Annotated in this window: 23 protein-coding genes; 16 read left to right on the top strand and 7 right to left on the bottom strand. The window is 61.6% G+C overall.

Annotation, left to right across the window (positions count from 1 at the left end):
- Nucleotides 1-105: 105 nt before the first annotated feature.
- The gene (locus AC1RRE_RS15405; RefSeq protein WP_492982074.1) at nt 106-918 is read right to left on the bottom strand and encodes an AsmA family protein; all 813 of its coding nucleotides are present in this window, start codon (nt 916-918) and stop codon (nt 106-108) included.
- A gap of 150 nt (nt 919-1,068) precedes the next feature.
- On the opposite strand from AC1RRE_RS15405, the gene AC1RRE_RS15400 reads away from it, so the two are divergent.
- Genes AC1RRE_RS15400 through AC1RRE_RS15380 form a run of 5 tightly spaced genes read left to right on the top strand, consistent with a single transcriptional unit; the run spans nt 1,069 to nt 4,900 of the window.
- Complete coding sequence (locus tag AC1RRE_RS15400; protein WP_492982073.1) at nt 1,069-1,761, top strand: RraA family protein; 693 nt, start codon at nt 1,069-1,071, stop codon at nt 1,759-1,761.
- Nucleotides 1,748-2,059 (top strand): UxaA family hydrolase, encoded by a 312-nt coding sequence (locus AC1RRE_RS15395; RefSeq protein WP_492982072.1) that lies wholly within the window; start codon nt 1,748-1,750, stop codon nt 2,057-2,059. Before AC1RRE_RS15400 ends, AC1RRE_RS15395 begins: the two co-directional genes overlap by 14 nt.
- On the top strand, nt 2,056-3,264 hold the full coding sequence (locus tag AC1RRE_RS15390; RefSeq protein ID WP_492982071.1) for a UxaA family hydrolase: 1,209 nt from the start codon (nt 2,056-2,058) through the stop codon (nt 3,262-3,264). The genes AC1RRE_RS15395 and AC1RRE_RS15390 overlap by 4 nt, the downstream gene beginning before the upstream one ends.
- Nucleotides 3,265-3,279: 15 nt before the next feature.
- Entirely contained in the window at nt 3,280-4,029 is a 750-nt protein-coding gene (locus tag AC1RRE_RS15385) for an SDR family oxidoreductase (protein ID WP_492982070.1), read from the top strand.
- 22 nt (nt 4,030-4,051) lie between these two features.
- Nucleotides 4,052-4,900 carry a fumarylacetoacetate hydrolase family protein gene (locus AC1RRE_RS15380; RefSeq protein ID WP_492982069.1) on the top strand — a complete coding sequence of 283 codons (849 nt, stop codon included), beginning with the start codon at nt 4,052-4,054 and terminating at the stop codon, nt 4,898-4,900.
- Between the two features lie 4 nt (nt 4,901-4,904).
- Here the strand turns inward: AC1RRE_RS15380 and AC1RRE_RS15375 are convergent, their stop codons facing one another.
- The gene (locus AC1RRE_RS15375) at nt 4,905-5,855 is read right to left on the bottom strand and encodes a sugar kinase (RefSeq protein ID WP_492982068.1); all 951 of its coding nucleotides are present in this window, start codon (nt 5,853-5,855) and stop codon (nt 4,905-4,907) included.
- Between the two features lie 139 nt (nt 5,856-5,994).
- Between AC1RRE_RS15375 and AC1RRE_RS15370 the strand changes: the two genes are divergently transcribed.
- The 9 genes from AC1RRE_RS15370 to AC1RRE_RS15330 all read left to right on the top strand — a co-directional run bounded on the left by AC1RRE_RS15370 (nt 5,995) and on the right by AC1RRE_RS15330 (nt 15,412).
- Nucleotides 5,995-6,702: a GntR family transcriptional regulator gene (locus AC1RRE_RS15370; RefSeq protein ID WP_492982067.1), complete on the top strand. Its 708-nt coding sequence runs from the start codon at nt 5,995-5,997 to the stop codon at nt 6,700-6,702.
- 11 nt (nt 6,703-6,713) lie between these two features.
- The gene (locus AC1RRE_RS15365) at nt 6,714-7,619 is read left to right on the top strand and encodes a DMT family transporter (RefSeq protein ID WP_492982066.1); all 906 of its coding nucleotides are present in this window, start codon (nt 6,714-6,716) and stop codon (nt 7,617-7,619) included.
- A gap of 28 nt (nt 7,620-7,647) precedes the next feature.
- A complete protein-coding gene (locus AC1RRE_RS15360; protein WP_492982065.1) occupies nt 7,648-9,429 on the top strand; it encodes an IlvD/Edd family dehydratase in 1,782 nt (593 codons plus the stop codon).
- Nucleotides 9,430-9,658: 229 nt separating this feature from the next.
- Nucleotides 9,659-11,029 (top strand): ABC transporter substrate-binding protein, encoded by a 1,371-nt coding sequence (locus AC1RRE_RS15355; protein ID WP_492982064.1) that lies wholly within the window; start codon nt 9,659-9,661, stop codon nt 11,027-11,029.
- A 101-nt stretch (nt 11,030-11,130) separates the two neighbouring features.
- Nucleotides 11,131-11,928, top strand: a complete 798-nt coding sequence (locus AC1RRE_RS15350; RefSeq protein ID WP_492982063.1) for a carbohydrate ABC transporter permease — start codon at nt 11,131-11,133, stop codon at nt 11,926-11,928.
- Nucleotides 11,925-12,767 (top strand): carbohydrate ABC transporter permease, encoded by an 843-nt coding sequence (locus AC1RRE_RS15345; RefSeq protein WP_492982062.1) that lies wholly within the window; start codon nt 11,925-11,927, stop codon nt 12,765-12,767. The genes AC1RRE_RS15350 and AC1RRE_RS15345 overlap by 4 nt, the downstream gene beginning before the upstream one ends.
- Before the next feature lie 40 nt (nt 12,768-12,807).
- A complete protein-coding gene (locus tag AC1RRE_RS15340; RefSeq protein ID WP_492982061.1) occupies nt 12,808-13,881 on the top strand; it encodes an ABC transporter ATP-binding protein in 1,074 nt (357 codons plus the stop codon).
- Between the two features lie 5 nt (nt 13,882-13,886).
- Entirely contained in the window at nt 13,887-14,783 is an 897-nt protein-coding gene (locus AC1RRE_RS15335; protein ID WP_492982060.1) for a 2-dehydro-3-deoxygalactonokinase, read from the top strand.
- Nucleotides 14,780-15,412 (top strand): 2-dehydro-3-deoxy-6-phosphogalactonate aldolase, encoded by a 633-nt coding sequence (locus AC1RRE_RS15330; protein WP_492982059.1) that lies wholly within the window; start codon nt 14,780-14,782, stop codon nt 15,410-15,412. The genes AC1RRE_RS15335 and AC1RRE_RS15330 overlap by 4 nt, the downstream gene beginning before the upstream one ends.
- A 14-nt stretch (nt 15,413-15,426) precedes the next feature.
- Here AC1RRE_RS15330 and AC1RRE_RS15325 read toward each other — a convergent pair whose 3' ends face one another.
- Nucleotides 15,427-16,464 (bottom strand): patatin-like phospholipase family protein, encoded by a 1,038-nt coding sequence (locus AC1RRE_RS15325; RefSeq protein WP_492982058.1) that lies wholly within the window; start codon nt 16,462-16,464, stop codon nt 15,427-15,429.
- 34 nt (nt 16,465-16,498) lie between these two features.
- Between AC1RRE_RS15325 and AC1RRE_RS15320 the strand changes: the two genes are divergently transcribed.
- Nucleotides 16,499-17,389, top strand: a complete 891-nt coding sequence (locus tag AC1RRE_RS15320; protein ID WP_492982057.1) for a methyltransferase domain-containing protein — start codon at nt 16,499-16,501, stop codon at nt 17,387-17,389.
- Here AC1RRE_RS15320 and AC1RRE_RS15315 read toward each other — a convergent pair.
- Nucleotides 17,386-17,994 carry a TetR/AcrR family transcriptional regulator gene (locus tag AC1RRE_RS15315; protein WP_492982056.1) on the bottom strand — a complete coding sequence of 203 codons (609 nt, stop codon included), beginning with the start codon at nt 17,992-17,994 and terminating at the stop codon, nt 17,386-17,388. The genes AC1RRE_RS15320 and AC1RRE_RS15315 overlap by 4 nt on opposite strands.
- A gap of 75 nt (nt 17,995-18,069) precedes the next feature.
- Here AC1RRE_RS15315 and AC1RRE_RS15310 point away from each other — a divergent pair, with 75 nt between their 5' ends.
- A complete protein-coding gene (locus tag AC1RRE_RS15310; RefSeq protein ID WP_492982055.1) occupies nt 18,070-18,495 on the top strand; it encodes a VOC family protein in 426 nt (141 codons plus the stop codon).
- On the opposite strand, the gene AC1RRE_RS15305 is transcribed toward AC1RRE_RS15310, so the two are convergent.
- The 3 genes from AC1RRE_RS15305 to AC1RRE_RS15295 are packed head-to-tail and all read right to left on the bottom strand — an operon-like array spanning nt 18,492 to nt 21,081.
- Nucleotides 18,492-18,956, bottom strand: a complete 465-nt coding sequence (locus AC1RRE_RS15305) for a (deoxy)nucleoside triphosphate pyrophosphohydrolase (protein WP_492982054.1) — start codon at nt 18,954-18,956, stop codon at nt 18,492-18,494. The genes AC1RRE_RS15310 and AC1RRE_RS15305 overlap by 4 nt on opposite strands.
- Nucleotides 18,937-20,172, bottom strand: coding sequence for a bifunctional glutamate N-acetyltransferase/amino-acid acetyltransferase ArgJ (gene argJ / locus AC1RRE_RS15300; RefSeq protein WP_492982053.1), 1,236 nt, complete (start codon nt 20,170-20,172; stop codon nt 18,937-18,939). The genes AC1RRE_RS15305 and argJ overlap by 20 nt, the downstream gene beginning before the upstream one ends.
- Before the next feature lie 21 nt (nt 20,173-20,193).
- Complete coding sequence (locus tag AC1RRE_RS15295; RefSeq protein ID WP_492982052.1) at nt 20,194-21,081, bottom strand: peptidylprolyl isomerase; 888 nt, start codon at nt 21,079-21,081, stop codon at nt 20,194-20,196.
- Nucleotides 21,082-21,155: the final 74 nt, after the last annotated feature.

Here is a 21,155-nt window from a genome sequence, read left to right as displayed (position 1 = left end):
GCCACTGGCGGGATGACTAAGCCGCTATGCTACTCGGCTTGGGCGATTCCGACGATGGCCGCCGCCATGAAATTTGGCGATAACTGATATGGCCTTTTGTGATGACTACTTGCCCAAGAGGCCTTTCAGCTTTTCGGCAGGTGAGCCGCTGGTGCCTGTGCCGCCGGTACCGCTGCCACCCAGCAGGCCGCCGGCCTGGTTCTTGATCAGGTCGCCTGCCTGCTTCTGCAGCTCCGCCGTGGCGACGCGGCTGGCCTGGGCACTGATCGAGCCGATCACTTTCTCGGCCACTTCTGCCGGCGTGGCGCCGCCCTTGTCCTTGCCGATGTCCTTCAACTGGATGGTCGGCAACCCGGCCGAGAGCGTACGGCCCTGCAGGGCCTGATGCGCGATGGAAATCTTGCCGTCACGGATGACCAGATTTTCGATGATGACCTTCTTTTCCGGCTGCTTGCTGGCGGACTGGTTTGCATCGCCGGCGCTTTTGTCCGGGGCGGTCTTGCCGCCACTGAATTTCGCCGCATAGGACTGCACGTTCTTCTGCAAGGCTTCCAGGTTGCCGCCGCCACCAGCGTATTCATAGGCGACCACTGGCTGCAGGATCGTGACCTCCTTGATCACGATGGGGTTGGATTGCAGCGTCGCGGTATCGAGCACCACTTTGATGTCGCCCAGCGCAATGGCGTCCGCACTGCTGAAGCCCTTGGGATTCTTCACCGTCAAACCGTTCAGTTCGCCGCTGCCGGCAGTCGGCTTCAGCGTGATGGACTTGAGGTTGACGCTCGCCTGAGTGGCTTCCGAGCCGTAACGTTCGATGGCCGCTTTGACGAGGCTGTCGAGATTGGAGAAGAAGTAGTAGCCAGCGCCGACGATGGCGACGACCACAATGGCGAATGCAAGGGCGAGTTTCTTGATCATGGCTTTTCCTCTGCTCGGGTTTCAGCCTGCCGGTCCTGATTATCGGACCGTCGCTGCATCGCGGCAACTGTTCTGCTGCGTTCGCGGCTAGGCAGGTGGGGGGAAACCCGATACAGTTTACCAAAACTGATATATCAGATGGGAGAGAAAATGTCCGCCACCCTCCCGGCCGGTACCGGAACCGGCCAGTCCGCAATTTTATCGCTGGCCGACCGCCTGGCCCGTTGTTACGCCTCCGCCGTTCACGACGTGCTGCGCGCCCAGGGCCACGACAACTGCCTGCTACCCCATGACATCCGCCCGCTAGATATCCGTCAGACGCTGGCCGGCGAGGTCTGGACCGTCAGCGGGCATATCGATCGCACCAAATCCGCCCATGAAACCCTGCTAGAATGGACTGGCGTGCTGTCCAAGGCGCCGGGCGGCAAGGTTGTGATCTGCCAGCCTAACAACAAAGAAGTGGCGCTGATGGGCGAACTGTCGGCCTCGGCGCTGCAGCTGAAGGGCGTGCGCGGCTATATCGTCGATGGCGGCTGCCGCGATGCGGCGATGATCGATGACATCGGCTTCCCGGTTTGGTGCAGTTTCTATACGCCGTCCGACATCGTGGCGCGCTGGGTGCCTGACCGCTTCGGTGATCCCATCACCATCGGCACAGTTACGATCAGCAGCAGCGATTACGTGATTGCCGACCGCGATGGCGTGGTGATCATTCCCGCCGCCATGGCCGCCACTGTGATCGCCCGTACCGAAGAGGTGATGAGTACCGAAGGCGAAGTGCGCCGCCAGATCATGGCTGGCATGGACCCGCAGGAGGCGTACAGGCGCTATGGCAAGTTCTGAGCAGACCGATTCCCGGCTGCTGGTCCTGGCGCCGGGCGACAATATCGCCGTGGCACGGCAGGAAATCGCTGCCGGCACGGCCGTGACGGTGGCCGGCCGCAGCGTCAGCCTGCAGCGGGCGCTGGGATTCGGCCACAAGATCGCCCTGCGGGATATCGCGCTCGGCGAAAGGATCATCAAATGCGGTGCGCCGATCGGCCGCGCCACGACAGCCATCGGACTGGGCGAGTATGTGCATAACCACAATGTCGCCAGCGACTACATGCCCAATACCGTAGCGGTGGAGGCGGCACCATGACGGATATGATGATGCGTGGCTGGCGCCGCGCCGATGGTCGCAAAGGTATCCGCAACTATGTTGCGGTGGCTTATCTGGTCGAGTGCGCCCATCACGTGTCGAAGGAAATTGCCTGGCCCTATCGCGAGCAGGGCGCGCATGTGGTCGGTTTTCCCGGTTGTTATCCCAATGCCTATGCGCTGAAGATGATGCAGCGCCTGTGCACCCATCCCAATGTTGGTGCGGTTCTGCTGATTTCGCTGGGTTGCGAGGGATTCAACAAGAAGCTGCTGGAGCGTACCATCAAGGACAGCGGCCGACCGGTCGAACTGCTGGCGATCCAGGAGCATGGCGGCACGCGCTCGACCATCGAAAAGGGGCGTGCCTGGGTGGAGGCGCAGCTTAAAAACCTGGCAGCCCAGCCGACTGAGCCGATGGATGTATCCGAGCTGGTGGTCGGCACCATCTGCGGCGGTTCGGATGCCACGTCTGGTTTGACCGCCAATCCGGCAATGGGACGCGCCTTCGATTTTCTGGTGCAGGACAAGGCTGCTGCCATCTTCGAGGAGACGGGCGAACTGATCGGCATGGAAGGCTGGATGGCCGAACGCGCCGTGACACCGGAGCTGGGGGTCGAGCTCAAGGCCTGCGTGGCCAAGGCTGCGCGCTATTACGAGACGCTGGGCTATCCGAGTTTCGCGCCCGGCAATGCCGATGGCGGCCTGACCACCATCGAAGAGAAGTCGCTTGGTGCTTATGCCAAGAGCGGTGCCTCGCCGATCAGTGGCATCATCAAGCCGGGCGATATCCCGCCGCGCGGCGGCTTGTATCTGCTCGATGTCGTGCCCGATGGCGAGGTGCGGTTCGGGTTTCCCAATATCAGCGACAATGCCGAAATCGCCGAACTGATCGCCTGCGGCTCGCATGTCATCCTGTTTTCCACCGGACGCGGCTCGGTAGTCGGATCGGCACTGGCGCCGGTGATCAAGGTCTGTGCCAATCCGCGCACCTATGCGCGCATGGCCGATGACATGGATATCAACGCCGGGCGTATCCTGGATGGTAGTGCCGATCTCGATACGGTCGGTCACGAGATTTTCGACCTGATCAAGCGGGTTAGCACCGGTGAAGTCACAAAGTCAGAAGGCCTTGGCCATCAGGAGTTCATCCTCACCTACAAGAGTTTCGAGCCGATCGGTCCGGCCTGCCTGCCGGCGGTGGCATAAACACAGGAGATCGTAATGCGTTTGGAAGGCAAGACGGCAGTGGTGACTGCGGCAGCCCAGGGTATCGGCCGGGCTTCGGCCATCGCCTTTGCGCAGGAAGGCGCCACGGTGATTGCCACCGATATCAATGAGGAAAAGCTGAAACAGCTTGGCGCCTTGCCTAATATTCGCACGCGCAAGCTGGATGTCATGAATGCCGATGCCATCAAGGCCTTTGCCAAAGAGGCCGGGGCTGTCGATGTGTTATTCAACTGTGCCGGCTTCGTGCATCACGGCACGATCTTGGAGACGTCAGAGAAGGATTGGGATTTCTCCTTCGACCTTAATGTGCGCGGCATGTACCGCATGACCAAGGCGCTGCTGCCGGCCATGATCGACGCAGGCAAGGGGGGCTCGATCGTCAATATGGCGTCGGCCTGTTCTTCGGTGAAGGGTGCGCCAAACCGTTTTGTCTATGGTACGACGAAGGCGGCTGTCATCGGCCTCACCAAGTCTATCGCTGCCGATTTCATCAAGCAGGGCATCCGCTGCAACGCGATCTGCCCGGGCACTATCCAGACGCCGTCGCTGGATGATCGTATCGCCAGCCAGGCCGCGGCTGCGGGTGGTGTCGAACAGGCGCGTGCCGGCTTCGTGGCGCGCCAGCCGTTGGGGCGTCTGGGCACGCCGGAAGAAATCTCGGCGCTGGCCGTCTATCTGGCCGCCGATGAATCCGCCTTCACCACCGGCACGATCCATGTGATCGATGGCGGCTGGTCGATCTGATCGTTTCAAGGGAGAAAACAAAATGAAGCTTCTGCGTTACGGCCCGGTGGGCCAGGAAAAACCCGGTCTGCTTGATGCGACCGGCACCATTCGCGACCTGTCCACGGTGGTGCCGGATATTGCCGGCAGCGTGCTGGGTCCGTCCGGGCTGGACAAGCTCAGGTCGCTCGATCCGGCCGCGCTGCCGGCGGTATCGGGCAATCCTCGCCTGGGGCCCTGCATCAATCGCGTCGGCAAGTTCATCTGCATCGGCCTGAATTATTCGGACCATGCGGCGGAGACCGGCGCGACCGTGCCGCCGGAGCCGATCATCTTCATGAAGGCGACCTCGGCCATCACCGGTCCGAATGACGATGTGATTATCCCGAAGAACTCGCAGAAGACTGACTGGGAGGTCGAGCTCGGCGTGGTGATCGGTTCGGTGGCGCGCTATGTGGACGAGAAGGATACGATGAAACATGTCGCGGGCTATTGCCTGATCAACGACGTGTCCGAGCGCGCCTTCCAGATCGAACGCCATGGCCAATGGACCAAAGGCAAGAGCGCCGACAGTTTCGGCCCCATTGGCCCCTGGCTGGTGACCGCCGATGAGGTGCCGGATCCGCAGAATCTGCCGATGTTCTGCGACATCAACGGCAAGCGTTTCCAAGATGGCTCGACCAAGACCATGGTCTATGGCGTACGCTATCTGGTGAGCTATCTCAGCCAGTTCATGTCCTTGCAGCCGGGCGACATCATCTCGACCGGCACGCCGCCGGGTGTGGGCATGGGTCAGAAGCCGCCCCTGTATCTCAAGGGCGGCGACAAGATTCATCTGGGCATCCAGGGTCTGGGCGAACAGCACCAGACGGCCAGGAATTACAAAGGCTGAGTCTTCAGAGCGGTTGGGGCGGAATTTTTCCGACCGACTGGAAGAAGGCTTCCACGGCGGCACGGCGCGGGATCGGAGCAACCGCGCCGTAGCCGATCGTGGTTAGCGCTGCAGCCGCATTGGCATAGGTGACCGCGTCCAGTGGATTGGCGCCGCGCACCAGTTCGGCCAGGAAGGCGCCATCGAAACAGTCGCCCGCTCCGGTGGCATCCACCGTTGGCACGCGATGGCCTTGCAGGCGCCAGCGTTTGCCGTCTTCTCCAGCCACCAGCACGCCATCGGCACCGCATTTCAGCACGATCAGTGGAATGCCCATGGCGCGGTAGAAATCCAGAATGGCTGTCGGTTCGCTCAGGCCGGTGAGGGCTGTGGCGTCCTCAAGACTGGGCAGGGCAATATCGCTGAGCTTCAGTGCGGCATGAATGGCGTCGCGCGCGGCCTCAATGGGCCACAGCTTGAGCCGGAGGTTGGTGTCGAAGGACACTTTCCGGCCAGCCTTCCGCATGCGCTGGATCGCCGCCATCGCGGTGTCGCGCAAGGAGGCGCTGACCGCCAGGGTGATCCCGGAAACATGCAGCAGCCTGGCCTCTTCCAGTGACGCACCGGGCAGATCGGTTGGTGCCATGCGGCTGGCAGCTGAGTCCTTGCGATAATACGTGAAGGTATGGCCCTTCTCACCATGGGTGACGAAATAGATCGCCGTCGGCGCATCGGTGCGCAGGCCCACAGTGCTGGTGTCGACGTTTTCGGTTCGCCAGAGATCGAGCAACAGGTCGCCGAAGGGGTCTTGGCCCAACAGGGTGCAGTAAGCGGCTTTTGCGCCCTGCCGCGCTGCAGCAATCGCACAATTCGAAGTGTCGCCGCCGAAGCCACGCAGATACTGGTCGCTGCTGGCACCGCCGGTCTGGTTGAACTCGACCATGGCTTCGCCAAGGCAGAGAATGTCGAACGCCATCGCGTCAGCGCCTCCCTATTGTCTCTTTCCTAGCCGACCGGAGGGGTGGCGGCAAGTCAACTGGCATATCAGATATTAACTTGAGGCTGCCGTAGGCCGCTGCTACGGTGCGATCTGGCAGGAAACAAGGTCGGCCCTCATGGCAAAAAGCAGCGCAGTTCGCACCACGCGGCTGGAGCGTCCGAAATCCCTCACGGAACTGGTCAAGGATCACGTCCGCACGCGCATCACCAATGGCGAACTGATGATGGGCGAAGCATTGTCGGAAAACGTTCTAGCGGCCCAGCTTGGGATTTCCAAGACCCCGGTGCGTGAGGCGCTGTTGCAGCTCAAGCTGGAGGGGCTGGTTGACATCCAGCCGCAGCGCGGCAGTTTCGTGTTTTCTCTGGCGCCGGAAGAGGCGGCTGAGATGTGCCAGTATCGCGTCATCCTGGAATCGGCAGCGCTTCGCGATGCGCTCGCCAATGACGAGGCCGGGCTGGTGACGGCGCTGGAGCAGAATGTGCGCCGCATGGCCAAGGCAGTGGCCGATGACGACATGCCGGCCTATCGACGCCTCGATACGGAATACCATCTGCACATTCTGGCGCGTGCCAATAACCGGTTCCTGACCCAGGCCCATCAGCAGCTGGAAATGAAAATCCAAGCCCTGCGCGCCCGTGTTACCTCCAAGCATCGTACGGTGGAAGATTCGCTGGCCGAACACCAGAATATCGTCAAGCTGCTGCGCGCCAAGGAACGCACCAAGGCAATGAACCTGCTGGGCGTGCACATCCGCGCCGCATCACGCGACTACCAGATCATCCTGCAGGAGCAGGCGCGTGGTCGGGAACGCAAGAGCGGCTGAGCAGGCGGAACATGGCTGAGCGTAGCGTGAGCGGAGCAACCGCAAGCATCGATATGGCAGGTCACTGGCGCGGCATTGTTTTCATGCTGCTGGGCACAGCGCTGTTCACCTTCAACGATGCGATGGGCAAATGGATGGTGGCCAGCGTCGCCGTCGGTCAGTTGCTGTTTATCCGTTCGGCCACCGCTCTGGCGGTGCTGCTGCCGATGGTGCATCGCGCCGGCTGGCGCGAGGTCTTCGTCGTCGCCCAGCCGGGCAGGCATGCCATTCGCCTGATCTTCATTGTCGCCGAAGTGGCGTGTTTCTATCTGGCTGTGCGCCACCTGCCCCTGGCCGATGTGATGGCGGTCTATCAGGCAACGCCGCTGATTGTGACCGTGCTGGCGATTCCATTGCTGGGCGAGATGGTCGGCTGGCGCCGGGGTCTGGCCGTCGGCATTGGCTTCATCGGCGTGCTACTGGTGCTGCAGCCGGAAGGCGGCGTGCTGTTCACGGCGCCGGCACTGATCGCGTTGGCTGGCAGCTTCACCTATGCGCTATCGATGATCGCCACCCGGCAGTTGCGTGCGGCGAATTCATTGTCGCTAATTGTTTATCACACGCTGGCTGTCGGCGTGGCGGGGCTGCTGACCTTGCCCTGGGGCTGGTCCGCGGTCAGCACGCTCGACATCGCCTATCTGGCGCTGATCGGCATTGTCGCCACCGCTGCCCATATGTGCATGAACCAGGCCTTGAAGCTGGCGCCGGCCGCCGTGGTGGTGCCCTATACCTATACCTCGCTGCTGTGGGCGATCCTACTCGGCTGGCTGTTCTTCGCCGATATTCCCACGCCGCTGATGCTGCTGGGTGCGGCGATCATCGTGGCCAGCGGCTGGTTCGTCCTGCATCGTGAACGCCAGAAGAAAGCTCAAGTCTGAAACCAGCATCAGTACCGAGGAACGCTCCATGACCGAGAACAAGAAACGCCTCCGCAGCCGTGAATGGTTCGACAATCCGCATGATCCGGGCATGACGGCGCTCTATCTGGAACGGTATCTGAATTTCGGCCTGACCCTGGCCGAGCTGCGCGGTGGCAAGCCGATCATCGGCATCGCCCAGTCGGGCAGCGACCTGTCGCCCTGCAATCGCCATCATCTCGATCTGGCGACGCGCATCCGCGATGGCATTCGCGATGCCGGCGGCATCCCGATGGAATTCCCCACTCATCCGATCCAGGAAACCGGCAAGCGGCCGACCGCGGCGCTTGATCGCAACCTGCTCTACATGACGCTCGCTGAGCTGCTCTATTCCTATCCGATTGATGGCGTGGTGCTGACCACCGGCTGCGACAAGACTACGCCGGGCATGCTGATGGCCGCCGCCACCGTGGACATTCCCGCCATCGTGCTATCGGGTGGTCCGATGTTGGATGGCTGGTACAAGGGCATGCGCGCCGGGTCTGGCACTGTCGTGTGGTTTGCGCGCCAGGAACTGGCCGCTGGTCGCATCAACTACGACCAGTTCCTCGAGATGGTGGCGTCGTCTGCGCCCAGCCCGGGTCACTGCAACACCATGGGCACGGCGCTGTCGATGAACAGCATGGCCGAAGCGCTCGGCATGTCGCTGCCCGGCTGCGCCTCGATTCCGGCGCCGTATCGCGAACGCCACCAGATGGCCTACGAGACCGGCCGCCGCGCCGTCGAGATCGTGCATGAAGACCTGCGTCCATCGAAGATCATGACGCGCAAGGCCTTCGAGAATGCCATCGTGGCGGCCAGTGCGCTGGGCGCCTCCACCAACTGCCCGCCGCATCTGAACGCTATCGCCCGCCATATGGGCGTCGAACTGGATGTGACGGACTGGGACAAAGTCGGCTATGACACGCCACTGCTGGTGAACCTGATGCCGGCCGGCGAGTATCTGGGCGAGGGCTTCCACCATGCTGGCGGTGTGCCGGTGGTGATGCGCGAGCTGCTGGAAGCCGGCAAACTGCATGCTGATGCCTTGACCGTGAATGGCAAGAGCATGGGTGAGAATGTGAAGAGCGCGGTCTGTGAGGACCGCAATGTCATCAAGCCCTACGAGCAGCCGATGCTGAAGGAAGCCGGCTTTGCCGTGCTGTCGGGCACGCTGTTTGAATCGGCGGTGATGAAGACCTCGGTGGTGTCGGCCGAATTCCGCAAGAAGTATCTGGAGCGGCCGGGCGATCCCAACGCCTTCGAGGGGACTGCCATCGTCTTCGAGGGGCCGGAGGATTATCACGAGCGGATCAATGATCCGTCCCTGCCGGTGGATGAGAACAGCATCCTGGTGATCCGTGGCACCGGCCCGATCGGTTATCCGGGGGCGGCCGAAGTGGTGAACATGCTGCCGCCGGACCGGCTGGTGAAACAGGGTATCAACCTGTTGCCCTGCATCGGCGATGGGCGTCAGAGCGGCACCTCGGGCAGCCCCTCGATCCTGAATGCCTCGCCGGAATCGGCTGTCGGCGGCGGTCTGGCCTTGCTGAAGACGGGTGACAAGATCCGTATCGATCTCAACAAGCGCTCGGCCGACATCATGATTTCAAAGGACGAGCTGGAAAAGCGCCGCAAGGCCTGGACGCCGCCAACGCTGGTGAACCAGACGCCGTGGCAGGAGTTGCAGCGCAAATATGTCGGGCAGTTGTCCACAGGGGGCTGCCTGGATTTCGCCACCGATTATCAGCGCATCGCCGAGACCTACGGCGTGCCGCGTCACAATCACTAAATGCATGGTGGCCGCCGATTTCGCGGCGGCCACCATGCAGTCACAGTCATAACCTGTCTGCCCGGGATACAAGCCGAAAGTCGCGTGTGGATTCCGCACAAAGGGGACTTGGCAGGGCCGGGAGGGCTGGCTAAACTGATATATGAGATGCAACATCGGCATGACCGGAGTCGCATTGAAAGACATGTAGAACCCACAACGGGTCTATGGTTCAGGGAGGACCGCTAAAATGCGTAAAGCATTGGGATTGATTCTTGCGACGACTGCTTTGGCCGGCATGACGGCCTATGCCACGCCCGCCGTGGCGCAGCAGACGGTGACCGTCTGGTTCACCAAGGGCTTCTATGAAGCTGAAGACAAGGCGCTGTATGCCTTCATCGAGCGTTTCGAGAAGAAGCATAACGCCAAGGTGCAGCTCAGCCTGTTCAGCACCGAAGACATCATCACCAAGACGGTCAGCGCCGTCGAAGCCGGCACGCCGCCGGATGTGGGCTTCGGCACCACCTATGACTTCCGTACCACCGGCAAGTGGGCGAATGACAACAAGATCGAAGACCTGACCGACATCATCACCCCGATCAAGGATCGCTTCCTGCCGGGCACGCTTGAGACGGTCTTCCTGAACAACGCCACCACTAAGAAGCGCGCCTATTACGCGATGCCGGTGCAGCAGCAGACCATTCATACCTTCTACTGGAAGGACATGGTCGAGGATGCCGGCTTCAAGACCACTGACATCCCGACCGATTGGAAGGGCTACTGGTCCTTCTGGTGCGACAAGGTGCAGCCCGCGCTGCGCGCCAAGGGCAAGCGCGTATATGGCGTCGGTCATCCCAGCTCGATCGCTGCCAGCGACACCTTCTACAGCTTCCTGACCTTCGTGAACGCCTATGACGCGTCTCCGGTGGACAAGGACGGCAACTTGACGGTCGACAACCCGAAGGTTAAGCAGGGCCTGGTCAACGCGCTGAAGGACTATGCCGACGTCAACCTCAAGGGTTGCACGCCACCGTCCTCGGTGACCTGGACCGACACTGACAACAACGTCAATTTCCACAACAAGACGACCGTGATGACGCATAACGCGACCATCTCGATCCCGTCGTCGCACCTGGACAACGCCAACAAGGGCGATGCTCAGGCCAAGATCAACTATGAGACGCTGATCCAGACCGCCGGCTGGCCCAAGAAGCCCGATGGCGGCACGCTGCCGAACCTCGCCGCGGTGAAGACCGCTGTGGTGTTCGCCGATGCCAAACAGAAGATATTGGGCAAGCAGTTCCTGGCCATGCTGCTGGAAGACGAGAACCTGAATCCGTTCGTCGAAGGCGCGCTGGGTCGCTGGTTCACTGTCACCAAGGCGGGCGCCGAGCGTCCGTTCTGGAAGGACGGCAAGGACCCGCATCGCAAGCAGGTCTATCAGCAGTTCATCACGGAAGGCACGATCCCCTTCCAGTTCGTCTATGACTACCACTTCACTACGATCAACGCTGAGAACGTCTGGGGCCGTGCCATTGCGCGCGTCGCCGGCGACAAGATCAGCCCGGAGCAGGCGGTTGATGAAATGATCGCCCGTATCAAGGTTCTGGTTAAGAGCTGACGCGTAACGGGAGGGTCGCGACGATGGTATCTATCGCGCAAGACGTCGCGCCCTCCCACCGCTCCGGCCGCATGTCGGCCGAAGCGACCTGGGGGCTCATCATGCTGATCCCCTATATCGCTATCTTCTTTGTCTTCGTGCTCTATCCGGTCGGCTACGGGCTTTATCTCGGCACCGAGGTGAAGGCCTATCGCCGGATTTTCGATGACCCGATCTTCATTCGCACGCTGATCAACACCGTCATCTTCCTCGGCCTCGGCGTGAACATGAAAATGTTCCTCGCGCTGCTGCTGTCAGGGTTCTTCGTGCATGAGCGGCGCTGGATCCGCTGGGTCAGCTTCATCTTCATCCTGCCTTGGGCGATTCCCTCCATCCCCACCATCCTGTCCTTCCGTTGGATGCTGAATGCGGAATGGGGCATGGTGAACTCCTTGATCTTCCAGTTCACCATGCAGGATGGGCCGGGCTGGCTGCTCGACCGCGTCTATGGCCTGGGGTCTATCGTCACCATCCATATCTGGAAATACCTGCCGTTCTGGACGCTGATCCTGGTCGCGGCGCGACTGACCATCTCGAAGGATCTGTATGAATCGGCCGATGTTGACGGTGCCAGCGGCCTGCAGAAATTCCTCTACATCACCTTCCCCGGCGTGCGGAACATGTACATCACCTCCACGCTGCTCTCGACTATATGGACGCTGGGCGACTTCAATTCGATCTACCTCCTGACCGGCGGTGGTCCGGCCGATTCAACCCAGGTGCTGGCCACGCTCGGCATTCGCTATGCCTTCGGCATGAGTGAAATCCGCGCCGGTGTTGCCACCGTGATTGTGGCTTTGCCTTTCATGATCCCGATCACAATCCTGATGCTGAAGCGCCTGCGCGGAGAGAACCAGTGAACGTCCAGAGGGCATTCGGCGAGGCGCGCCTGATCCTGGTGGGGATTCTTGTCCTGATCTGGACCCTGATTCCGATCTACCATCTGTTCGTCATGTCGATCACGCCGCAGGCCGAGGCCTTTGCCGGCGCGATCTGGCCGAAGTCGCCGACCATCGACAACTACAAGACCGTCTTGACGCAGGGGCATTACTTCCTCGGTCATTTCTGGACCCAGCTGTTCAACTCGGCTCTGGTCGCCGTGGCGGTGGCGGTACTGACGCTGACGATCGGCACCTGCGCCAGTTTTGCGATCAGTCGCCTCAAGGTTCGCTTCGGCGAGACAGTATCGAATCTGGCGCTGCTCACGTACCTGATCCCGGCCGCCTTCTTGGCAATCCCGATGTATACCGCAATGGGGCAGTATGGCTTGCTGGGCAGCAAGTGGTCGTTGATCTTGACCATGGTTACCTTCGCCAGCCCCTATGCGATCTGGATGCTGCGGCAGTATGCCGACAAACTGCCCTATGAACTGGATGAGGCCGCCCGTATCGACGGCGCTAGTCCGATCCAGATTTTCTGGCTGATCTACCTGCCGCTGATGATGCCGTCGATGGTCGCGATAGGCACATACGCGCTGCTACTGGCCTGGAACGAGTATCTCTACGCCTTCCTGCTGTTGTCGTCTGATACGGACATCACGCTGTCGGTGGCATTGGGGCATTTCCTCAGCACCGACGACGCGCCGTGGAACCTGTTGATGGCGACCGGCATCATTTATTCGCTGCCGCCGGCAGCAATCTATTACGCGTTCCGCCGTTACATGGTGGCGGGGCTTACTGCGGGGGCAGTGAAGTCCTGAGGCGGGGCAGTAACAAAAAAAGAGTGACAGGGAGTTTGACATGGCGAGTGTGAGTGTTGAGGCCGTGCGCAAGAAATACGGCGCGCTGGAAGTCATTCATGGCATCGACGTCAAGATTCCGGACGGCGAATTCGTCGTTCTGGTGGGTCCGTCGGGCTGTGGCAAGTCGACCTTGCTGCGCATGATTGCCGGCCTGGAAGAAATCTCTGGCGGCCACATCCGGATTGGAGAAAAAATCGTCAACGAGGTGCCCTCGAAAGACCGCGACATCGCTATGGTCTTCCAGAATTACGCGCTCTATCCGCATATGACGGTGCGCGAGAATATGGGGTTTTCGCTGAGACTGCGGAAAGCCGAAAAGGCGATGATCGCCGAGCGCGTCGAGCGCGCTGCGCAGATTCTCAGTCTGGGCCAGTATCTCGACCGCTACCCCAAGCAGCTTTCGGGCGGCCAGCGCCAGCGTGTGGCCATGGGCCGCGCCATCGTGCGCAATCCGCAGGTCTTCCTGTTCGATGAGCCGCTCAGCAATCTAGATGCCAAGCTGCGCGTGCAGATGCGCACGGAAATCAAGGCGCTGCATCAGCAGCTCAAGACCACATCGATCTACGTTACCCATGACCAGATCGAAGCCATGACCATGGCTGACCGCATCGTCGTCATGCATGACGGCATCGTCGAGCAGATCGGCACCCCCCTCGAACTTTACGAGCGCCCCAACAACCTGTTTGTGGCGGGCTTTATCGGTTCGCCGGCCATTAATCTGATCAAGGGCGTGCTGCGTCGCGACGGCAGCCGCAACTGGGTGGCGACCGAAGCTGGCATTGATCTGCCGCTGGGCAGCAATATTGCTGGCCAGGACGGGCAGGCGGTGGTTTATGGCATCCGGCCGGAACACCTGTCGCCGACTGAGGGCAATGGCCTGCCGGTGAAGGTGAATGTGGTGGAGCCCACGGGCGCCAGCACCTTCGTCTATGCCGACCTGAGCGGTGCGCAGATCTGCGGCGTCTTCGCCGAACATCACGGCTTCCAGCCCGGCGGCATGGTGCACCTGATGCCGCGCGTGGACCGCGTGCATCTGTTCGACGCTGGCACAGGCAAGCGTCTCGCGGCGTAACAACCGTGCTCGGGATCGACTGGGGTAGCAGCGGTTTCCGGGCATACCGCCTCGGGCCGGATGGCATCGTCCTTGAGACACGGACCGGGGCATCCGGCATAGCCAGCCTGACGCCGACCGACTACCCCGCTGTTTTGCGCGGCCAGATCGGCGACTGGCTGGATGCATCTCCCGATGCCTCCGTCCTGCTGTCCGGCATGGTCGGCAGTCGCCAGGGCTGGCGTGAGGCACCCTATGCCGCATGCCCGGCCAGCCTCGACGACTTGGCCGATAAACTCTGTCCGGTGGAATTGGGGCAGGGGCGGATGGCGCATATCGTTCCCGGTCTCTCTTGCCGCAATGTTGATGGGGTTCCTGATGTTATGCGCGGTGAAGAGATGCAGATATTTGGTCTCGACACTGCGGTCGATGCCACCATCTGCCTGCCCGGTACACATTCCAAGCACGCGCATCTGCGGGCTGGCCGCATCACAGACTTCGCGACGGCAATGACAGGTGAACTCTTCGCCCTGCTGAGAAGCCAGGGCCTGATTGCCGCCATGCTGAAACCCGACGAGGTCGCGCACCCCGATACCGCCGAAAAGGCCTTCGCTGACGGGATCGCGCGGTCGGGCCAAACCGGCGGTCTGCTGCATCATCTGTTCGGAGTGCGGACGCGACGACTGTTCGAAGAAGTGTGCGCTGCAGCAGGGAGTGACTATCTCTCCGGCATTCTGATTGGCCATGAATTGCGCGCGACAGATTGGGCCGGACGTGTGATCATTGTCGGAACCGGCGCTCTGGCGTCGCGTTACCGGAAGGCTTTTGCCATGCTCGGCATCGCCGCCGATATCGCGCCGGACAATGCGGCGGCCCACGGACTTTATCGTCTGGGCCAGCTGCTGAAAGGGAGAACGCCATGATTGACCTCAATGCCTGGCTGCGCGCCTGTCCTTTCATCGCCATCCTGCGTGGCGTCAAACCCGATGAAGTACTTGAGATCGGTGCGGCGCTGATCGAGACCGGGATTCGCATCATCGAAGTGCCGATGAATTCCCCCGACCCATTGGTCAGTATCAAGGCACTGGCCAAGCAATTTGGTGACAAGGCATTGATCGGTGCCGGTACCGTGGTCGATCCGGCCAATGTGAAGCGCATCTGTCAGGCTGGCGGTCAATTGATCGTTGCGCCGCATGCCTGTGCCGATGTGGTGCACAAGGCCAAGGTGCTGGACATGGTGGCAGTACCGGGTTTTGCCACACCGACCGAAGCTTTTTCCATGATCCAGGCCGGTGCCGACGGGCTGAAGCTATTCCCGGCCGAGGCATTCTCCCCCGCTGTGCTGAAAAGCCTGCGGTCTGTGCTGCCTTCGACCATGCCGATCCTGCCGGTTGGCAGTATCAACGCCGACAACATGGAGCCGTGGTTCGAGGCGGGCGCTGCCGGTTTCGGTCTCGGTGGCTCGCTCTACAAGCCGGGCTTCACGGTGCAGAAAGTGGCCAAGCGTGCCCGCGCCGTCATGCGGGTGCTGCAGCCGGCCAGGGCCGCCTAGGCAGTCTAGAGAAACTAGAGAAACTTTTCGGCGATATCGGTGGTTGAGGTTCTCCCGACGCCATCCAAATGTTTGCGCAGGAAGGTCGCGCCTTGACGGCGGCCGAGCGTGAACAGGCTTTGCAGGAAATCCCAGTCGACATTGTATTTGCTGACAGCGCCGTAACGCGCCAGCTGCTCCTCGGCATCCACCGTGTGAATCAGCATGCGCTTGAGGCGGCCGCCGTCGTCGAAGCCTGAATCGATCAGTTTGCTGACAAAGGCGATGGCACGCATCTCGCGCACCAGGCTGGAATTGAAGCTCAGGGTATTGGCGCGATCCAGGATTGCCTGCGGGGTCTTTGGCACAGCTGGAATGCGCATCGGATTGATCTGTACGATCAGCACGTCGCGGCAGTCGCAGTGATAGATGATCGGATAGATCGGCGGATTACCCATGAAGCCGCCATCCCAGTAATAGCTGCGGCCGATCTTCACCGCCTGGAACAGTTGCGGCAGGCAGGCCGAGGCCATCAGGGCGTCGATGCTGAGCTCCTGATTCTGGAAGACCTTGATCTTGCTTTCCAGCACATCGGTGGCGCAGACGAACAGCTTCACTTCCGAGCAGTCCTGCAGGGTCTTGTCATCCAGGATCTTTTTCAGGATGTCGCGCAGGGGATTCTTGTTGCTCGGATTGCTTTGATAGGGTGAAGCCAGCTTGGTGCTCAGTTCCATCAGCTCGTAGCTGGGCGAGTAATCGATCCCGCCGAACTTGAACCAGTGATCCAGCAGGGTGGGGCGGAACGGCGAGAGAGCGGCGGTATCGGCCACGCTGCGCCAGAAATCATGCAGGGCCTGACGCGCTGCAGCCGGTCCGCCCTTGGTCAGTCCGCTGGCCATCACGGCAGCATTCATGGCGCCGGCTGATGTGCCGCTGATACCCTCGAAATCGAAGCAGTCTTCTTCCAGCAGGCGATCCAGCACACCCCAGGTGAATGCACCGTGGGTACCGCCGCCCTGCAGGGCGAGGTTGAGGGGCTTGCGCTTCGCCGTGGATTTTTTCGGTGCCACCATGGCGAGGTCGCATTGCCCGTGTCAAAATGCGGTTATGTCCGACACTATGCAGGTCTTCGATCGTAGCGCCAAGCGGCGTCAGCGCCAGCGGATGGCTTCCCGGGCCGGGGAATACGATTTCCTTCGCGCCGCCGTGGCCGAACGCCTGCTCGACCGCCTGGACGATATTCGTCGCAGCTTCCCGCTGGCGCTGGTTCAGGGCTGCGACGCCGGCTGGCTACAGCAGCGTTTGCACGGGCGGGGCGGCATCGAGATGCTGGTCGGCATGGACGGCATTCCGGCCACCGGTCTGCATGTGGTGGGTGACGAGGAGTTCCTGCCGTTCGCCGAGCAGAAGTTCGATCTGGTGATCGCGTTGCTCAATCTCCATTGGATCAACGACCTACCCGGCGCCCTGATCCAGATCCGGCATGTGTTGAAGCCCGATGGATTATTTCTGGGCGCCATGCTGGGTGGTGCGACGCTCAACGAACTGCGCCAGTCCTGGCTTGCCGCCGAGGCCGAGCTAGAGGGTGGCGCCAGCCCGCGTGTTTCGCCGATGGCCGAAACGCTCGATGCCGCAGCACTGCTGCAGCGGGCAGGCTTCGCGCTGCCAGTCGCCGACAGCGAGGTCATCCCGGTGACCTATGGGAATGCCTTTCGTCTGATGCAGGACCTGCGCGGCATGGGCGAGGCCAACGCTGCCCTGGGCCGGCGCAAGCATTTCACGCGACGGGCCACCCTGCTGCGCATGGTGGAGCTCTATCAGCAGAAATTCGCGGATGCCGAAGGTCGCATCCCCGCCAGTTTTGAAATGATCGCGCTCACTGGCTGGTCGCCGCATGAAAGCCAGCAGAAGCCGCTGCGCCCGGGTCAGGCGACCACGCGCCTGGCGGTGGCACTTGATGCTGCGGAATATCCTGTCGGCGGTCCGCCCAAGCCTTAACGCTCCGGCGTAAAAAGCAGCTCCAGAATCCGCTTCAGCGCTGCATCGGCGGCCTTGCGTGCCGAAGCCTCATTCCCCGCTGCGGCCAGCCAGAGTGCGGCCTCGTTCATCGCACCGGTCAGCAGATAAGTCAGGGCATCGGCCGACAGTCGCTGGCCGCGCGGCATCTCGGCCAGGGCTGCATCGATTCCCTGTCGCAGCGAGCCGGTGCCATAGCGCGCATCGATCTCGCGCCATTGCGACCAGCCGATCACCGATGGCGCATCGATCAGGTAAATCTGTCGTGTTGCCGGCTCCAGGCAGGCATCGAGAAAAGCCTGGCTGCCTTTCACCATCGCATCGACCGGACTTTTGGCCTTGCCTGCGGCGACCTCGATCTCGGTCAGAATGTCCTGCGCCATCTGCTCGACCACAGCGGCGAACAGCGCCTGCTTGTCCTTGAAATGATAGTAGAGCGCGCCGCGCGTGACGGCCGCCTGCGCCACCACCTCTTCGGTGCCGGTAGCGGCATAGCCTTTTTCGGCAAACAACGCGCGCGCGGTGGCCAGCAGGGCCGCCCGGGTCGCCGCGTGTTTTTCAGCTTTGCTCTGCCGCTTCTCTTGCATACATACAACCTGTATGTTTATATCAATTTCAATTCAGACCCGTCAAGCCCCGAACCGCTACCCCAGGAGCCCATCATGAAACTGACGAGCTATTACCCCGTGATCTGCACCGCCAAGCTGGCCCAGACCCGCGCCTTCTATGAAACCCATTTCGATTTTGCCCCGGCCTTCGAGAGCGACTGGTATGTGCATCTGAGCAGCCAGAGTGATTCACGGGTCCATCTTGCCATACTGGACCATACGCATCCGACCATTCCCGAAGGTTTCCGCAAGCCCGTGCAGGGCATGCTGCTCAATTTCGAGGTTGAGGATGTCGATGCGGTTTATCATCAGGCCGAGGCGGCCGGGCTGGATATCCGGTTGACGATCAGGGATGAGGCATTCGGCCAGCGGCATTTCATCATCGCCGACCCGAACGGCGTGCTGGTCGACGTGATCAAGCCTATCCCGCCATCCGAGGAATTCACCGCGCAATATGCGCCGGAGGCGCTGCCGACCTAACCCAGCAGGTCGCGCAGCATGGCGACGAGGGGGATGTCGGCCGGCGGCATCTCCAGCTCGCGCATCTTGATCGGCTTGACCCACTTCATCGCCTGACCTTCGCGGGGATCGGGCTGCCCGGCCCAACGGCGGCAGACGTAGAGCGGCATCAGCAGGTGGAAGTCGTCATAGGCATGGCTGGCAAAGGCGAACGGCGCCAAGCAGGCGGCGCTGATATCCAGATGCAGTTCCTCGTGCAGTTCGCGCACGAGGGCGGCTTCCGGCGTCTCGTTCTTTTCGACCTTGCCACCGGGAAACTCCCACATGCCGGCCAGCTTCTTACCGGGCGGACGCTGGGTCAGCAGCACGCGGCCGTCAAGATCGACCAGCGCCACGGCCACCACCAGCACTACCGGCTTGGGCGCCAGCAGGGCGGCGGCATCGCCGGGGCAGAGCGGATCGTCAGCTGCGATAGTCGGCATTGATGTCGATGTAGCCGTGCGTCAGGTCGCAGGTCCAGACCCGCGCCACGCCCTTGGCGACCGCCACATCCACTTCGATCCGCACATCGCGGCTCTGGAAATGGCTGGTTGCGGCGGCATCATCATGATCGGGACGGACCATGCCGTTCTTGGTCACCGCCTTGCCGCCGATCTTGATCACCAGCTTGTCGCGATTGGCGGGCTCGGCCGATTTGCCGACGGCCATGATGATGCGACCCCAGTTAGCGTCGGCGCCGGCGATCGCGGTCTTCACCAGCGGGGAATTGGCGATCGCGCGGGCAATGATGCGCGCGGAAGTGTCGTTCTTGGCGCCGGTCACGTCGATAGTGACCAGCTTCTGTGCGCCTTCCCCATCCCGGGCGATCAGCTGCGCCAACTCGCTCATCACCTGGGCCAGCGCGCGGCGGAAATCGGCCAGCCGCTTGTCGGAGGCCTTGGCATGCGGCGTGTTGCCGGCCTTGCCGGTGGCGAACAGCAGCACGGTGTCGGACGTCGAGGTGTCGCCGTCGACAGTCAGGCAGTTAAAGCTCTGGTTGTTGGCGCCCTTCAGTAGCGCCTGCAGGGTTTCAGCCGGCAGCTTGGCATCGGTGACCACAAAGGCCAGCATCGTCGCCATGTCCGGCGCGATCATCCCGGAGCCCTTGCAGAAGCCGTTGATCGTCACGGTCTTGCCGTCGATCTTGCAGGTCGCAGTGGCGAGCTTGGGAAAAGTATCCGTGGTCATGATCGCCTTGGCGGCAATCATCCAGGCATCGCCCTTCAGGCCGGCTTTCAGCTTCGACATCTGCGCCACGATTTTCTCGGCCGGCAGAATCTGACCGATCACACCGGTGGAGGCGAGATAGACTTCATTGGCCTTGCAGTCGACAGCCTTGGCGGCTCCATCGGCGGTGGCTTTCACCGCCTGCGCCCCAGCCTTGCCGGTGAAGACATTGGCGATGCCGGCATTGACTACCAGGGCCCGCGCCGCTCCATTGGGCAGTATCTTGCGGCACCATTCCACTGGCGCGCCCGGCATGGACGAACGGGTGAACAGGCCAGCGGCCTTGGTGCCCGGCACGAATTCGATCAGCAGAAGATCGTCGCGGCCCTTGTAGCGCATGCCCGAAAGCGCCGTGGCGAGTTGCGCGCCGGCAATGGTGGGCAAGGTGGGCTGCTTCTGCGGTGCCAGCGGTGAAACCGGATGCGCGGCCATGATGTCGTCCCCTGAGTCTTCTTACGGCTTCTTCTTAGGTTCGGCCGGCGCGATGGCGGGCAGCTTGTTGCCTTGCGGCACCCAGTCGTACTGCTCGATCTTGGCGTTCTTGCGCAGATCGGTCACCAGCTTCTCCACGACTTCGCCGGACATGATCTCGTAGACTTGGGCGCGGACATCCTCGAACTTCGGCGCTTCCGCCTTGCGACGGGCTTCCACCTTGATGATGTGCCAGCCGAACTGGGTCTTCACCGGTGTCTCGGTGACCTGGCCGGGCTGCAGCTTGAAGGCAGCCTCGGCGAATTCCGGCACCATCTTGTCCTTGGTGAAGAAGCCGAGATCACCGCCAGTCGCGGCTGTCGGGCCGGTTGAGCGCTTCTTCGACACTTCCGTGAAATCGGCACCCTTCTTCACTTCAGCCAGTGCAGCATTCGCATCGGCTTCGCTGGCGGCGAGGATGTGGCGGGCATGCACCTCTTCCTGTGGGGGCTGCTGCTTGATCAGTTCGGCATAGCGGGCGCGCAGCTTGGCGTCGGTCACTTCCGCCTTCACCTGGCGATCCAGATAGGCCTGCTGCAGCACCTGCTCGCGTGTGGCCTGCAACTGTGCCTTTACGGCAGGAGTATCAGCCAGCTTGGATTTCTCGGCAGCTTCGCCCAGCAGCTTGCGGGCGGCGAGCTCATTGATGATACCGGGCAGAATCTGCTCCAGCGGAATCTGCGCCATTTGCGGCGGCAGCTGGCTGTAGAAGTCGATCACGGCCGAGCGATGGATCGGTTTGCCATTGACGCTTGCCACGACCGGATCGTCGGCTGGTGCTTTCTTGGTTGCCGTCTGGGCCAGCACCGCAGGGCTCAAGGCCAGGAGGGCGGCAGAGATGAGAAAGGCGGAACGGATCGAACGGGTCACGGTCAAGCTCGCTTGGCTGAAAGAGGCCGCCGAGCATAACGCTTTTCCGTATCCGGACAAGGCGCGGAAACCGC

The organism is Ferrovibrio sp. GW821-FHT12D07 (assembly GCF_058807275.1).
The sequence above is the reverse complement of the archived record's forward strand: the minus strand, read 5'-3'. Positions and strand labels throughout refer to the sequence as shown.